The sequence below is a fragment of the Streptomyces sp. NPDC054840 genome, from assembly GCF_053611065.1.
Genome location: NZ_JBSGZP010000140.1, coordinates 1 through 13,135, shown reverse-complemented (window position 1 = coordinate 13,135; position 13,135 = coordinate 1). Strand labels below are relative to the sequence as shown.

The window sequence follows — 13,135 nt, the reverse complement described above, 5'->3', positions numbered from 1 at the left end:
GCCCGCCACATGACCGCCCACGCAGAACTCCGCGCCCAGCTGGAAACGCTCACCACCGAAGCCTTCCGCCCGGAACTCGCCGAGATCGACCGCCTCCCCACCCTCGACATCGCCCGCACCATGAACGCCGAGGACGCCACCGTCCCGGCCGCCGTCGCCCGCCGACTGCCGCAGATCGCCGCCGCCGTCGACGCCATCGCCGAACGGATGGCCCAGGGTGGCCGGCTGGTCTACGCGGGCGCCGGCACGGCCGGCCGGATGGGCGTCCTGGACGCAAGCGAGTGCCCGCCCACCTTCAACACCGATCCCGCCGACGTGATCGGCCTGATCGCGGGCGGCCCGTCCGCCATGATCAAAGCCGTCGAGGGCGCCGAGGACTCGACGGAGTTGGCCGCCGAGGACCTCACCGCCCTGGAGATCGGACCGCTCGACACGGTCGTCGGCATCTCCGCCTCCGGCCGCACCCCGTACGCGATCGGCGCCGTCGAGTTCGCCCGTACCCGCGGTGCGCTCACCGTCGGGCTCTCCTGCAACGCCGGATCCGCCCTCGCCGCGGCCGCCGACCACGGCATCGAGGTCGTGGTCGGACCCGAACTCCTCACCGGATCCACCCGCCTGAAGGCCGGCACCGCGCAGAAACTCGTCCTCAACCTCATCTCGACCATCACGATGATCCGCCTCGGGAAGACCTACGGGAACCTGATGGTCGACATGCGCTCCTCGAACGAGAAGCTGCGCGCCCGCGCCCGCCGCATCGTGGCACTGGCCACCGGCGCACCCGACGAGGAGATCGAGGCCGCCCTCACCACCACCGGGGGCGAGGTCAAGAACGCCGTCCTCGTCGTCCTCGGCGGAGTCGACGCCCCCACGGCCGCCGACCTGCTCGCCGCCTCCCGGGGCCACCTGCGCGCCGCGCTCGAACTCGCCCACACCCGCTGACCCCCGAGCCAAGGCGATCCCACATGTCCACTGACAAGAACAGCGCCACAGCCGCCGCGATCCTGCCGCTGGTCGGCGGCCCGGACAACATCACCTCGATCGCGCACTGCATGACCCGCCTGCGCCTGTCGCTGCGCGACCGCTCGCTGGTCCGGGACGAGGCCCTGCGCGCCCTCCCGGCGGTGCTCGGCGTGGTCGAGGACGGCACGAGCTACCAGATCGTGCTGGGGCCGGGCACCGTCGCCCGCGTCACCCCGGAGTTCGAGGCCCTCGTCGAGGAGGCCCGCTCGGGAGCGGCCGCCGCCGCCCCGGCAGCCCAGGCAGTCCAGACAGCCCCGGCAGCCCCGGTCACCCGCACCGTCACCGCGGACGAACTCGCCGCTCAAGGCGCGGCGCTGAAGGAGGCCCAGAAGGCCCGTAACTCCACGCCCTTCAAGCTGTTCCTGCGCCGGATCGCGAACATCTTCGTCCCGCTGATCCCGGCACTGATCGGCTGCGGCATCATCGCCGGGCTGAACGGCCTGCTGACGAATCTTGGCTGGGTACCCGCCGTCGTCCCCGCCCTCGCCGCCGTCGCGTCCGGCTTCATGTCCCTGATCGCGGTCTTCGTCGGCCACAACACGGCCAAGGAGTTCGGCGGTACGCCGATCCTGGGGGGGGCGGTCGCCGCGATCATCGTCTTCCCGGGTGTCGCGAAGATCGACGCCTTCGGCCTGGAACTCAAGCCCGGCCAGGGCGGCGTCCTCGGCGCGCTCGCCGCCGCCCTGCTCGCCGTCCACGTGGAGAAATGGTGCCGCAGGTGGGTCCCCGAGGCTTTGGACGTCCTGATCACCCCCACCCTCACCGTGCTGGTCTCGGGCCTCGTCACCCTCTTCGGCCTCATGTACCTCGCCGGTGAGGCCTCCGCCGCCATCGGCGCCTTCGCGAACTGGCTCCTCGCCAGTGGCGGCGCCTTCGCGGGCCTGGTCCTGGGCGGCCTCTTCCTCCCCCTCGTGATGCTCGGCCTGCACCAAGCCCTGATCCCCATCCACACCACCCTCATCGAGCAGGACGGCTACACCGTCCTGCTGCCCATCCTGGCCATGGCGGGCGCGGGCCAGGTCGGCGCGGCCATCGCCGTCTACTACCGCCTCCCGCGCAACGGCTCGCTCCGCGCCACCATCAAGTCCGCCCTCCCGGCCGGCTTCCTGGGCATCGGCGAACCGCTGATCTACGGCGTCTCCCTGCCGCTGGGCCGCCCCTTCGTCACCGCCTGCATCGGCGGCGCGGCCGGCGGCGCCTTCGTCGGCCTCTTCCACCAACTGGGCGTCGCCTTCGGCTCCACCGCCATCGGTCCCTCGGGCTGGGCCCTGTTCCCCCTGCTCGACGGCCGCTCCAGCGCGGGCATCACCCTCGCGATCTACGCGGGCGGCCTGTTCGTCGGCTACCTGGTGGGCTTCGCCGCCACCTACTTCTTCGGCCTGAGCCGCCAGATGCTGGCCGACCTCGACACCGACCCGGGCCCGGACCCCACGACCGCCACCGAAGCGCCCCCGAAGGAACGGGTCCCCGCCTGAGGGCTGCCTCCCGCGATGCGGGTCCGTCATGAATGCGGACATGATCCAGGCATGATCAACTCCATACCTCCTGTGGTCCCCGCCGGCCGGATGTGTGCCATGCCGCAGCCTCAGTTCGAACTGCCGGGCGGCATGCTGCTGCGCCCCTGGGCGGCCCACGACGTCCCCGCGCTCGTCGAGTCCTGCCGCGACCCGGACATCCGGCACTGGAACCGGCCCGCCCTGCTCTCCCCGGCCGAAGCCGAGGAGCGGATCGCCCGCTGGCACACCCGCTGGCAGGACGAGCAGGCCGCGATGTGGGCCCTCGCCCCCGCCACCGGCGGCCCGGCCGTCGGGCTCATCGGCATCGGCGACCTCGATCTGGTGGGCGGCAGCGGCGAGATCCTGTACTGGCTGCTGCCCGCCGCGCGCGGCCGCGGGGTCATGGTGCCCGCCACGGAACACGTCGGCCGCTGGGCCTTCGAGGACCTCGGCCTGCACCGCGTGCGGATCACCCACTCCGTGGCGAACCCGGCCTCCTGCGCCATCGCGACCAAGGCCGGATTCCCCCTGGAGGGCACCATGCGCGGCGCCCTCCTGCACGCGGACGGCTGGCACGACGAGCACCTCCACGCCCGCCTGCGCACCGATCCCCCGGTGTAAGGGCGTCACAGGGCCGGAGGCGGGGGCTTGGGCGGTGTCGGCGTCGGGGACGGGGGCGGGGTCGCGCCCTTGTCGATGGCGCTGGCCTTTTCCAGGAGTTCTGCGTAGGGCGTCTCCGCCGTGGAGCCGCGCACCTGCGTGAGGCCGTACCGGTCAACGGCCTTTTCTTCATTAGTGCTGGGGTTTCTGGGGTCGAAGGGTATCCGTTCATCCGGTGGCGACACATCCACAATGACGTGCGGATTCTTGCCGCCCACCCTCCACACGGTGATGCGCTGTGGGCCGCGGGTCACGTTCAGAACTTCGCTGCTGTTCGAGATCCCGGTCCGGTACCTGTACTTGGCATTGGCCGGATCTCCCGGCTGGCCATCACCCTTGAGCCTCTCCCCCGGAACCCTGGAGCGCTCGTAGTTCGCGGTCATCTTCATTCTGTCTTTCCTGATCACGTACACCTCGGTGCGGGCCCTGACCGCTTCATACTTATGAGGAGCGGCACCATCTATCTCAACGACCGCGTCCTGGGCGATCTCTTCCCCTGGATTCAGTACACGGCCGACCGGGTTGACGAACTCGCCATCGTAGATCAGATCGGTTCCGGCAGGCTTGGCGTCGAACTTACTGCCCGCAGCCACGCCATGGACCCAATAAATGCTGCCGAGGATGTAAACGGGCACCTGGCCGGCGTTCTTCACGAACAGATGGACCGTCACATACGCCCGCCGCGACCCCTTTTCCATGTTCGACTCCCTGAACTCGGCCCCACTCTGGATCAGCGGCATCGTCACAAAGGGAACGTATATCTGCGAATATGCAAGGTTGGCGGCGGCGAGAAGGGTGGAAATTATCACCCCGATCGCGATATTCCTGGGAACTTTGAGTCCCTTCCATGCCCCGCATCTGAAAAGTCCGCACAGGGCCACCGAGGACCAGGCACCGAGGAGGATCCCGACCACGGTGTAACCGGTGAACCGCTCGCCGATCTGCAGCAGGAGCAGGGCGGCGCTACAGAAGAGGGAGATCACGACTCCGACCAGAACGACCACTCCCGAGTAACGCCACCGCCGCTTGGTGCAGTAGTCGATGGCGGCCAGGGCGGCCAATGCCTCCCCCAAGGCCACAGCGAGGATGGTGAGTCCCGCGATTCGTCCGCCGTACGTGAGGGCATCGCCGCTGTCCGACATTCCGATCCGGAAGAGCGGATATGCCGTCGCGAGGAGGCCGACGACCATGAAGAAGCAAATGGCTCGCCGCACCCACGCCTGGTCCGGCCAGACGGTGCTGTCTCCGCCGAGCCAGTGGATCTCGTGCCTCGGTGCCACACCGGCACGATCCAGGATTCTTCGGAGTTCCCTGAGGGATCCGGCCTTGCCGACCCGCCTGCCGCCCACCGAGACCGGCCGCAAGCCGAGGTCTTCAGGCGCCCCCACGGTCACCTCGGGCGTGTTCGCCATAACACCAGCCTGCCGCTCGACGGCGAGCGGCGCCCCTCGAGCGCCCCCTTGTGCGCCCCGCCAGGGTGCGCCCGACCTGGGGCAGAGGGAGGCTGGTGTTGACGTGTTGGTACCGCTCGACCCCCGGAGGACTCCCATGCGTACCCGAATTCTCGCGGTCACCGCCGCCCTCGTACTGGCCGCGTTCGGCGCCACGGTCCCGGTTGCACAGGGCGCCGTACCGACTGTCCCCGGACCGACGTGCGAGTCCCACCACGGAATGGTGGAGTACGACTCCGCCACTGGCATCTATAACTGCGTAGGCGGCACGTACGACGGCGAACGCATCACCAGCTGATGACGGCTCAGCCCGCGGCAGTACGCAAGAACCGCACCAGGTCGTCGACCTCGTAGCCGAGCTTCGGCCCGCGCTCGGCGGCCATCAGCAGCAGCTGGCCCACGATTTCCGCACCCCAGCCGTCCGTACCGTCCTGCGACCACTCCCACAGCTTCTCGATGCCGAGGTCGGACATGAGCAGCCCGTGCTCCGTCCGGACCTCCCGGCAGGTCTCGGCGACGGCATCCAGCAGCCGCGCCCCCGGCCGTTCGCAGCGCAGCCCGAAGTACCCGCCGACGTACTCGACCACGCACCCCTGCGGCGGCCGCGCCTCGATACGCTCGTAGCTCGGCGACTCCCCCACCGGGCAATGGATCAGAGTGAACCGGTGCCAACCCGGCGGCGGGGGCGGATTGGGGCGCCACGCGGTCAGCCCGAACGCCTCCTGCACCAGCGCGGTCGCCTCGTCCGCCGTGGCGGCCGTCCGCGCCTCCCGTCGCTCCCCGTCGTCCCCGACGGCCGTCCAGAGCCCGCCGCCCCCATCACTCTGCACGCGCACGGCCAGTCCCATGCCTCCACGCCTCCACGCGCCACAGGCGAGGGCCGTCTCCAGGCCGCGCAGCTTCCAGCCGAGCTCGAAGGCGAAGTTCACGGCCTCCACGGCCTCGCTCACGAGCCCCCCGCCCGCTCGTGCAGAACGGCGGCCAGCCGGAGCGCGGTGTCCAGGTTGCAGCGGCCGAGGTCGACCAGCGGCAGGCCGTACGTCCCGGCGGCCGAGACCCGCTCCACATCCAGCGAGGGGAACAGCACCCCGACTCCGGCGAGCGATTCCCGCAGCTGCTGGACGGCCTCTTCGGCCGCCTGCATGCGCTCCTGTGGGGAGAGCACCATGACATGTCACCTTTCTACTCTGAGTATTCACCTTCTTCACACAGAGTGGCGACGCGCTCACTAGCCTTTCAAGTGCGGACCCCGCAACAACCGCTCATGTTGCTCAGGGAGTTGCCATGGCACAAAAGAACCTCGATCCGTCCTCCTCCCCCCGCGCCCTCCTGGGCGCGGAGCTGCGCGTAGCGCGCGACCGCGCGGGCATGAGCCAGGCCGAACTCGGCGAACGGCTCTTCGTCAGTGGCGCGTTCATCGGCCAGCTCGAAGCGGGCACCCGACGTATGCACCTCGAATTCGCCCGCCAGATCGACGACATCCTCGACACGGGCGGCTTCTTCATCCGCAACTGCGGGGCCGCCGCCAAGTCCAAGTACCCGGACCACTTTGCTGCCGCCGCCGAAGCGGAGGCCCTGGCGAAGGTGATCAGGGAGTACGCGCCCCAGCTGATCCCCGGACTGCTCCAGACGGAGGCGTACGCGCGCGAGGTGTTCCGCGCCTATCAGCCCACGGCCACGGAGGAGACCATCGACGAGCTGGTCACGAACCGCCTGGCCAGGTCCTCGCTGCTCCATGACCCAACAACCCCACTGTTGTGGTGCGTCCTCGACGAGGCGGTACTGCGACGGGCAGGAGAGAGCACTGCGATTCTGGCCGAGGCGCTGCGCCACATCGCGCGCCTGATCCGCTCCCGCCGGATCATCGTGCAGGTGCTGCCGTTCAGCGCGGGCTTCCACGCGGGGCTGGCAGGCACCCTCAAACTGATGTCGTTCGACGACGCGCCGCCACTCTCTTACGTCGACGGCTTGGGTATGGGCCAGTTGTTCGACGATCCGGCCACCGTCGCCCAACACACCCTGACCTACGATCTCCTCACGGCCAACGCGCTGTCACCGCGCAAGTCCCTGGCCCTGATCGAGTCCGTGGCGGAGGATTACGAACATGACCAGCATGCCTGAGTACGACCTGGCAGCAGCCACCTGGCACAAGTCCAGCTACAGCGCTGGAGACGGCGGAAACTGCCTGGAGATGGCCACCTGGCGGAAGTCGACGTACAGCGACGGCACTGGCGGCGACTGCTTCGAAGTCGCCGACGGGCACCCAGACGTCGTCCCCGTCAGGGACTCCAAGCAGCCCGAAGGCCCGCACGTGGTGTTCCACGCGCAGGCCTGGGCCCGGTTCGTCGCGGCGCTCTGAGCGATCAGAGACCGTTGGTGAACAGCAGCCTGTTCGGGCCGTCGTCGCTGAGGTTCTGGACGATGTCCTTCGTGGACACCTCGTCCAGGAAGTCCGCCACCTCCGCCGACAGCGCGCTCGGGTGCTCCGACTTGTAGAGCGCGGACACACCGGTGGCATGCGGTGTGGCCATGGACGTACCGTCCAGGGCCACGCTGCCGCCGCCCACCGCGTGGAGATGACGTCCTTGCCGGGGGCGTAGAGGTTCAGGCAGGTGCCCCAGTTCGAGTAGTCGGTCTCCTCGTCGAAGCGGTTCGTCGCGCCGACCGTCACCACGCGTTCGGCGGAAGCGGTCGAGACACGGCAGGCGTCGATGTTGTCGTTGCCCGCCGCGATGACCGGCAGCACGCGCCGGTCGGACACGGCGGTCACGGCCGCGTTGACCGCGGCGTGCCGGCCGGAGGCAGGTGAACGGGAGTCGGATCGCGCCGGGTCTCGACGACGGGGGCCTGACCCCGGCCGGCCGGTCTCACCAGCCGAAGACCGGGTCGATGTCGAAGGTCGGCGGCAACAGGCCCTTCCGGTCCAGGTTGACGAAGACGTACGAGCCGGGCGGGCCGGGGTAGAAGGCGAACCGCTCGCCCAGTGGCAGGGCGCGCAGGATCGTGGGCTCCGCCCGGCGCCCGCCGTCGGCCAGGCCGCGGTGGGAGAGGTACGTCCACCAGCGGTCGGAGGTCACCACACCGACCTCGCCGGGGCCGGTCAGGGACAGCCCCCGAACGACCTCGTCGCCGAAGCCCGCGTGCCAGACGCGACGGCCGTCGGTGAGGGAGTAGGCGGACACGCCGTTCTTCTTGCCCTGCTTCACCGGGGTGATCAGCAGCTCACCGGTCAGTACGGGGGACGGCTCGGACAGCAGGTCCCCGGCCGGACCCGAGGCCGGTACGGAGCCGCGCGCCCGGCCCTCGGCATCGAACAGCAGCACCGCGTCCGTGCCGCGCTCGGCCGTCTCCGTGACGCGTACGACCGGCGGGGCGGCGGACAGCACCCGCACCTCGCGCAGTCGGCTCGCCGTGGGCAGCGCGGTCTGCCAGACGGGGGTTCCCGTACGGGAGTCGACGGCCGTGATCCGGGCCGAGTCGCCGCACTCCTCCACGTACAGGGCGCGCCGCTCCGAGCCGTCGACGGCCTTCACCGTGCAGTCGGCGGGGACCGGGACCCGCCAGAGCTCGTGGCCGACGTGCAGGTCGAGGCCGGTCACCGTGTCCCGGTCCGCCACGACGGCGCTCGCGCCCGCCGCGGCCACCAGCGCCCGGCCGGTGTCCCGGGTCCACCGGGCGTGGCCGTCGGTCAGGTCCACGGCGACGACCTGCGAGCCGCACGTCCCGGGGCTCTCCCCGTACGCGAGGAGGCCGATGCCCGACGGGGTCGTCCGGCCGATGGCGCAGAGCGGCGTACGCTCCGGGGCGGGCAGCCGCCAGCCCTTGCGGCCCTCCCCGTTGTAGGCGATGAGGCCGTCGGTGCGGGCCCGTACGAGCATTCCGGGCGCGGGCGCCCAGACGCCGACCGGGGCGGCCGCCGGATGCACGGGGTCCTGCCAGCCGGACAGATCCAGCTGCGGGCCGCGGGCGTACTCGAAGCCCAGCCAGCCGGGCGCCGGCGCGGCCAGGGCCACGCAGACGGCGATCACCCGGACGTGCACCGGGGCGGGGCCGTGGCCGCGCTTCCGCGGCGTACGCCATAGCAGCCACGCGGCGGCGGCGCACAGCGGGGCGAGGAGCGCGAGGGTGCCCGTGCCGCGCGGGCAGCTGTCGATCCCGCACATGCGGCCGGGGCCGTCTGCGAACACCAGCTTCGCCAGGAGGACCAGGTGCAGCATCGCCACCGCGGCGAACGCGGCGGCCGCGGTGAAGGCGAGGTATCCCCAGAGCCGTACGGGCCGCAGTCGTTCCATGTCCATGATCCCCCCGCCCGCAGCCTAACCGGCTCCCTTCGAGGTGCTCGGCAGTGCCCTCGCCCCTGCGGGGTGCTCGGCGGTGCCCCAGCGGGGTGCTCGGTGGTGTGTAGCCCGGCTCGGGCTCCGCCCGGGGTTCGCCTCAAACGCCGGCGGGGCTTGAAGGGTGGGACCGTGGCCCCTGCGGGGTGCTCGGCGGTGCCCCAGCGGGGGCGACGTCAGGCCCGGGCCGCCTCGATGAAGGCACGGATCAGCTCCGGGGACTTCACCCCGCGCTCCCGCTCCACCCCGCTGGACACGTCCACACCCCAGGCCCCGGTAGCCACGAGCGCCGCCCGCACATTGCCCGGGTTGAGTCCGCCGGCGAGCAGCCACCGCCCCTCGGGCGCGGTGAAGTCCGCCGCGCCCCAGTTCCACGGCTTGCCGGAGCCGGGGTCGGGCGCGTCCAGCAGCAGCAGGTCCTCGCCGTACTCACCGCAGCGCTTCACGCGCTCGGCGGTGGCCCGCAGCAGGGTCCGGCCGTCGGCGCGCAGCGCCGCGAAGTCCTCGGGGCCCTCCTCGCCGTGCAGCTGGACCCCGCGCACCCCGCTCTCCTCGGTGAGCCGCCGCACCTCGTCGAGCGCCTGTCCGCGGTACACCCCGACGGTCAGCACCCCGGCAGGCACCCGCGCGGCGAGCTCCCGCGCGGTGGCGGCGTCGACGGTACGGGGGCTGCCGGGGGCGAAGACGAACCCCACGGCCTGGGCCCCGGCGCCCACAGCCACGTCGACGTCCCGCGCGGTCCGCAGCCCGCAGATCTTGATGAACACGTCAGCCATACCAGCAGTCAACCAAACCAGGGCGGTACGTGGCGGGTGCGTCCCATAAGCCGGGCAGGGAGCCGGCCCCGCCACTAGCCTGGGACGAGGCACACATCAAGGGCACAGCATGCCACCCGGAGGACGACGGTGACGATCATGACCGAGCGGACCACACCCATAGAGAGCCTGTCGCCGCCGACATTCGAGAGCCTCCTGCGCACGGTCGAGGAGATGAACACGCCAGACGGCTTCAAGGCCGAGCTCATCCGGGGGAAGATCGTCGTGTCACCGTGGTCCAAGCTGCGCTACGTCCGACCGATGCGGGCTCTGCGTCGGCAGCTGGAGGCCCATGCTCCCGACGGGCACATCGTCGAGACCTCACCGATCCTCTTCCGGTTCCCGGCAGCTCGCCGCGCGTACGGGCCCGACCTCTTCGTGGCGGACGAATCCGCCTTCGATGCCGAAGGCCGTCACGCCGACGGGGCAGACCTCTCGCTGGTGGCCGAGTTCACCTCGGTCTCCACGAAGGACGCCGACTGGAACGAAAAGCTGGTGGTGTACGGCCTGCTCGTCCCGGTCCATCTCGTCGTCGACATGCAGGCATCGGAGATCACCTGCTTCTCCGACCCTTCGCCACATGGGTACCGCTCGCACAAGACGGTGTCCTTCGGCGAGGCCCTGCCGGTCCCCGAGCCTTTCGACTGCGCTATCGACACCACCTTCTGAAACGCCCGAGGGCGGCACCCCTTCCGGGATGCCGCCCTCGTTCGAGAACAGCCGATCAACCAGTGGCCGGAGCCGGGGTCGATCAGAAGTCCATGTCACCACCCGGCATGCCGCCGCCCGCGGGGGCACCGGCCTTCTCGGGCTTGTCGGCGATGACGGCCTCGGTGGTGAGGAAGAGGGCCGCGATGGACGCCGCGTTCTGCAGGGCAGAGCGGGTGACCTTCGCCGGGTCGATGATGCCCTCGGCGATCATGTCGACGTACTCGCCGGTCGCGGCGTTCAGGCCGTGACCGATCGGCAGGTTGCGCACCTTCTCGACGACGACGCCACCCTCGAGACCACCGTTGACGGCGATCTGCTTGAGCGGGGCCTCCAGCGCGAGCTTCACGGCGTTGGCGCCGGTCGCCTCGTCACCCTCGAGCTCCAGCTTCTCGAAGACCGCGGAGGCCTGCAGCAGCGCCACGCCACCACCGGCGACGATGCCCTCCTCGACGGCCGCCTTCGCGTTGCGAACGGCGTCCTCGATGCGGTGCTTGCGCTCCTTGAGCTCGACCTCGGTCGCGGCACCGGCCTTGATGACGGCCACGCCGCCGGCCAGCTTCGCGAGGCGCTCCTGGAGCTTCTCGCGGTCGTAGTCCGAGTCGGAGTTCTCGATCTCGGCGCGGATCTGGTTCACGCGACCGGCGACCTGGTCGCTGTCACCGGCACCGTCGACGATGGTGGTCTCGTCCTTGGTGATGACGACCTTGCGGGCGCGGCCGAGCAGGTCGAGACCGGCGTTCTCCAGCTTGAGACCGACCTCCTCGGAGATGACCGTGCCGCCCGTGAGGATGGCGATGTCACCGAGCATGGCCTTGCGGCGGTCACCGAAGCCCGGGGCCTTGACGGCGACGGACTTGAAGGTGCCACGGATCTTGTTGACGACGAGGGTGGAGAGCGCCTCGCCCTCGACGTCCTCGGCGATGATCAGCAGCGGCTTGCCGGACTGCATGACCTTCTCCAGGAGCGGCAGCAGGTCCTTGACCGAGCCGATCTTGGAGTTGACGATCAGGATGTACGGGTCGTCCAGGGACGACTCCATGCGCTCCATGTCGGTGGCGAAGTACGCCGAGATGTAGCCCTTGTCGAAGCGCATACCCTCGGTGAGCTCCAGCTCCAGACCGAAGGTCTGGGACTCCTCGACGGTGATGACGCCTTCCTTGCCGACCTTGTCCATGGCCTCGGCGATGAGCTCGCCGATCTGGGTGTCGGCGGCGGAGATGGAGGCCGTCGAAGCGATCTGCTCCTTGGTCTCGACATCCTTGGCCTGCGCCAGCAGGGCGGCGGAGACGGCCTCGACGGCCTTCTCGATACCGCGCTTGAGGGCCATCGGGTTCGCACCCGCGGCCACGTTGCGCAGACCCTCGCGAACGAGCGCCTGGGCGAGAACGGTGGCGGTGGTCGTACCGTCGCCGGCGACGTCGTCCGTCTTCTTGGCGACTTCCTTGACCAGCTCGGCGCCGATCTTCTCGTACGGGTCCTCGAGCTCGATCTCCTTGGCGATGGAGACGCCATCGTTGGTGATCGTGGGGGCGCCCCACTTCTTCTCAAGGACGACGTTGCGACCCTTGGGGCCAAGGGTGACCTTGACGGCGTCGGCGAGCTGGTTCATCCCACGCTCGAGGCCGCGGCGGGCCTCCTCGTCGAACGCAATGATCTTGGCCATCTGAAGTGGTCCTCCCGGACAGCGGTGGATTGCTCCGGACCGCGCCCGCGCCCGCGACGGACGGCCTGCGTGCCCGGCGGTTCCTTCCCACCGGACCCTGCGGGCCTCACCGACCCGGTCCTCGTTTCAGTAGCACTCTCACCAGGAGAGTGCTAACGCCAATGATTAGCACTCGACCCCTCCGAGTGCAAGCGGCTTGAGCCAACACCCCGCCACTACCGGGCCTACGGACGAAGGGCCCCCATCCCGTGTCCAGGATGTGGGCCCCTCGTGGTGTTCCAGGTCTTCGCTGAAGACTGTGCGTCGGTGGTCGATCGCTCCAGGACTAGCCGAGTGCGAGCTTGACCATGTCCGCCTGCGGACCCTTCTGGCCCTGCGAGATCTCGAACTCGACCCGCTGACCCTCTTCAAGGGTGCGGTACCCGTCCATCTGGATGGCGCTGTAGTGGACGAACACATCCGCACCACCGTCGACCGCGATGAAGCCGTAGCCCTTCTCCGCGTTGAACCACTTGACGGTGCCCTGAGCCATGCCTAACTCCCCTATTACTGGCCCTTGCGCAGGAACGCACTTCACGATCCCGGGTCAGAACTTGCGTCGGAACGCGTCGACCGAGGCTGAATGTATCTGCGCGGATGCTGTCTGCAACAGGTCAATCCGATGAGAAATCTAGACACCGAGAAACATTGAAATAGAGTGAAAATTTGCCATACTCCCGGGCAACTCGGGCCTGACATATCTCGCCAAAGCCCCATACCGCACTCGCATGTTGGCCCGATGTCGACCCTTGCGCGGCCCGTTCATATGCAGGGGGCATTAACAGCGGAGGGGACTTCCCCAACCCTACCGTGCCCAATCAAGCAGAATTGCCCCCACCGCTTTTAGCGGAGGGGGCAATTTCGGTTTGCGCGTGTCACCTGGGAGCTGACCGGAGGGCTCCGGGACTCCGCAACCGCCGGCGACGGCCGGGCTGATCGAGACGCC

Annotated in this window: 15 protein-coding genes; 7 read left to right on the top strand and 8 right to left on the bottom strand. The window is 69.7% G+C overall.

The window, feature by feature from the left end:
* The first annotated feature begins 9 nt into the window (after window positions 1-9).
* From murQ to ACWGIU_RS13135, 3 genes are read left to right on the top strand one after another with little or no spacing between them, the layout of a single operon-like run.
* A complete protein-coding gene (gene murQ, locus ACWGIU_RS13145) occupies window positions 10-939 on the top strand; it encodes an N-acetylmuramic acid 6-phosphate etherase (RefSeq protein ID WP_453705235.1) in 930 nt (309 codons plus the stop codon).
* Between the two features lie 23 nt (window positions 940-962).
* Window positions 963-2,495 carry a PTS transporter subunit EIIC gene (locus tag ACWGIU_RS13140; protein WP_453705233.1) on the top strand — a complete coding sequence of 511 codons (1,533 nt, stop codon included), beginning with the start codon at window positions 963-965 and terminating at the stop codon, window positions 2,493-2,495.
* Between the two features lie 51 nt (window positions 2,496-2,546).
* Entirely contained in the window at window positions 2,547-3,137 is a 591-nt protein-coding gene (locus tag ACWGIU_RS13135; protein ID WP_453705231.1) for a GNAT family N-acetyltransferase, read from the top strand.
* 5 nt (window positions 3,138-3,142) lie between these two features.
* Here the strand turns inward: ACWGIU_RS13135 and ACWGIU_RS13130 are convergent, their stop codons facing one another.
* Window positions 3,143-4,588 carry a hypothetical protein gene (locus ACWGIU_RS13130; RefSeq protein WP_453705229.1) on the bottom strand — a complete coding sequence of 482 codons (1,446 nt, stop codon included), beginning with the start codon at window positions 4,586-4,588 and terminating at the stop codon, window positions 3,143-3,145.
* A 136-nt stretch (window positions 4,589-4,724) separates the two neighbouring features.
* Between ACWGIU_RS13130 and ACWGIU_RS13125 the strand changes: the two genes are divergently transcribed.
* Complete coding sequence (locus ACWGIU_RS13125; RefSeq protein ID WP_453705227.1) at window positions 4,725-4,925, top strand: hypothetical protein; 201 nt, start codon at window positions 4,725-4,727, stop codon at window positions 4,923-4,925.
* Window positions 4,926-4,932: 7 nt separating this feature from the next.
* Here ACWGIU_RS13125 and ACWGIU_RS13120 read toward each other — a convergent pair whose 3' ends face one another.
* Window positions 4,933-5,577 (bottom strand): hypothetical protein, encoded by a 645-nt coding sequence (locus ACWGIU_RS13120; protein ID WP_453705225.1) that lies wholly within the window; start codon window positions 5,575-5,577, stop codon window positions 4,933-4,935.
* Window positions 5,574-5,795 carry a hypothetical protein gene (locus tag ACWGIU_RS13115; protein ID WP_033223642.1) on the bottom strand — a complete coding sequence of 74 codons (222 nt, stop codon included), beginning with the start codon at window positions 5,793-5,795 and terminating at the stop codon, window positions 5,574-5,576. The genes ACWGIU_RS13120 and ACWGIU_RS13115 overlap by 4 nt, the downstream gene beginning before the upstream one ends.
* A gap of 116 nt (window positions 5,796-5,911) precedes the next feature.
* Between ACWGIU_RS13115 and ACWGIU_RS13110 the strand changes: the two genes are divergently transcribed.
* Window positions 5,912-6,748 (top strand): helix-turn-helix domain-containing protein, encoded by an 837-nt coding sequence (locus tag ACWGIU_RS13110; RefSeq protein WP_453705223.1) that lies wholly within the window; start codon window positions 5,912-5,914, stop codon window positions 6,746-6,748.
* On the top strand, window positions 6,732-6,986 hold the full coding sequence (locus tag ACWGIU_RS13105; RefSeq protein WP_453705221.1) for a DUF397 domain-containing protein: 255 nt from the start codon (window positions 6,732-6,734) through the stop codon (window positions 6,984-6,986). Before ACWGIU_RS13110 ends, ACWGIU_RS13105 begins: the two co-directional genes overlap by 17 nt.
* Window positions 6,987-6,990: 4 nt before the next feature.
* Here the strand turns inward: ACWGIU_RS13105 and ACWGIU_RS13100 are convergent, their stop codons facing one another.
* From ACWGIU_RS13100 to ACWGIU_RS13090, 3 genes are all read right to left on the bottom strand, one after another.
* The gene (locus tag ACWGIU_RS13100; RefSeq protein ID WP_453705219.1) at window positions 6,991-7,158 is read right to left on the bottom strand and encodes a hypothetical protein; all 168 of its coding nucleotides are present in this window, start codon (window positions 7,156-7,158) and stop codon (window positions 6,991-6,993) included.
* Window positions 7,159-7,494: 336 nt separating this feature from the next.
* Window positions 7,495-8,919, bottom strand: a complete 1,425-nt coding sequence (locus ACWGIU_RS13095; protein WP_453705217.1) for an outer membrane protein assembly factor BamB family protein — start codon at window positions 8,917-8,919, stop codon at window positions 7,495-7,497.
* A 218-nt stretch (window positions 8,920-9,137) separates the two neighbouring features.
* Window positions 9,138-9,737: a phosphoribosylanthranilate isomerase gene (locus ACWGIU_RS13090; RefSeq protein ID WP_453705215.1), complete on the bottom strand. Its 600-nt coding sequence runs from the start codon at window positions 9,735-9,737 to the stop codon at window positions 9,138-9,140.
* 138 nt (window positions 9,738-9,875) lie between these two features.
* Between ACWGIU_RS13090 and ACWGIU_RS13085 the strand changes: the two genes are divergently transcribed.
* The gene (locus tag ACWGIU_RS13085; protein ID WP_453705213.1) at window positions 9,876-10,445 is read left to right on the top strand and encodes a Uma2 family endonuclease; all 570 of its coding nucleotides are present in this window, start codon (window positions 9,876-9,878) and stop codon (window positions 10,443-10,445) included.
* 82 nt (window positions 10,446-10,527) lie between these two features.
* On the opposite strand, the gene groL is transcribed toward ACWGIU_RS13085, so the two are convergent.
* Together groL and ACWGIU_RS13075 are read right to left on the bottom strand one after the other, a co-directional pair.
* Window positions 10,528-12,150, bottom strand: a complete 1,623-nt coding sequence (gene groL / locus ACWGIU_RS13080; RefSeq protein ID WP_033223630.1) for a chaperonin GroEL — start codon at window positions 12,148-12,150, stop codon at window positions 10,528-10,530.
* Between the two features lie 325 nt (window positions 12,151-12,475).
* Window positions 12,476-12,682 carry a cold-shock protein gene (locus ACWGIU_RS13075; protein WP_030009783.1) on the bottom strand — a complete coding sequence of 69 codons (207 nt, stop codon included), beginning with the start codon at window positions 12,680-12,682 and terminating at the stop codon, window positions 12,476-12,478.
* Window positions 12,683-13,135: the final 453 nt, after the last annotated feature.

Excerpts from the sequence above, each read along its gene's own strand:
- murQ (WP_453705235.1), top strand. The coding sequence starts at position 10 with ATGACCGCCCACGCAGAACTCCGCGCCCAGCTGGAAACGCTCACCACC.
- ACWGIU_RS13140 (WP_453705233.1), top strand. The coding sequence starts at position 963 with ATGTCCACTGACAAGAACAGCGCCACAGCCGCCGCGATCCTGCCGCTG.
- ACWGIU_RS13135 (WP_453705231.1), top strand. The coding sequence starts at position 2,547 with ATGATCAACTCCATACCTCCTGTGGTCCCCGCCGGCCGGATGTGTGCC.
- ACWGIU_RS13130 (WP_453705229.1), bottom strand. The coding sequence starts at position 4,588 with ATGGCGAACACGCCCGAGGTGACCGTGGGGGCGCCTGAAGACCTCGGC.
- ACWGIU_RS13125 (WP_453705227.1), top strand. The coding sequence starts at position 4,725 with ATGCGTACCCGAATTCTCGCGGTCACCGCCGCCCTCGTACTGGCCGCG.
- ACWGIU_RS13115 (WP_033223642.1), bottom strand. The coding sequence starts at position 5,795 with ATGGTGCTCTCCCCACAGGAGCGCATGCAGGCGGCCGAAGAGGCCGTC.
- ACWGIU_RS13110 (WP_453705223.1), top strand. The coding sequence starts at position 5,912 with ATGGCACAAAAGAACCTCGATCCGTCCTCCTCCCCCCGCGCCCTCCTG.
- ACWGIU_RS13105 (WP_453705221.1), top strand. The coding sequence starts at position 6,732 with ATGACCAGCATGCCTGAGTACGACCTGGCAGCAGCCACCTGGCACAAG.
- ACWGIU_RS13100 (WP_453705219.1), bottom strand. The coding sequence starts at position 7,158 with ATGGCCACACCGCATGCCACCGGTGTGTCCGCGCTCTACAAGTCGGAG.
- ACWGIU_RS13095 (WP_453705217.1), bottom strand. The coding sequence starts at position 8,919 with ATGGAACGACTGCGGCCCGTACGGCTCTGGGGATACCTCGCCTTCACC.
- ACWGIU_RS13090 (WP_453705215.1), bottom strand. The coding sequence starts at position 9,737 with ATGGCTGACGTGTTCATCAAGATCTGCGGGCTGCGGACCGCGCGGGAC.
- ACWGIU_RS13085 (WP_453705213.1), top strand. The coding sequence starts at position 9,876 with ATGACCGAGCGGACCACACCCATAGAGAGCCTGTCGCCGCCGACATTC.
- groL (WP_033223630.1), bottom strand. The coding sequence starts at position 12,150 with ATGGCCAAGATCATTGCGTTCGACGAGGAGGCCCGCCGCGGCCTCGAG.
- ACWGIU_RS13075 (WP_030009783.1), bottom strand. The coding sequence starts at position 12,682 with ATGGCTCAGGGCACCGTCAAGTGGTTCAACGCGGAGAAGGGCTACGGC.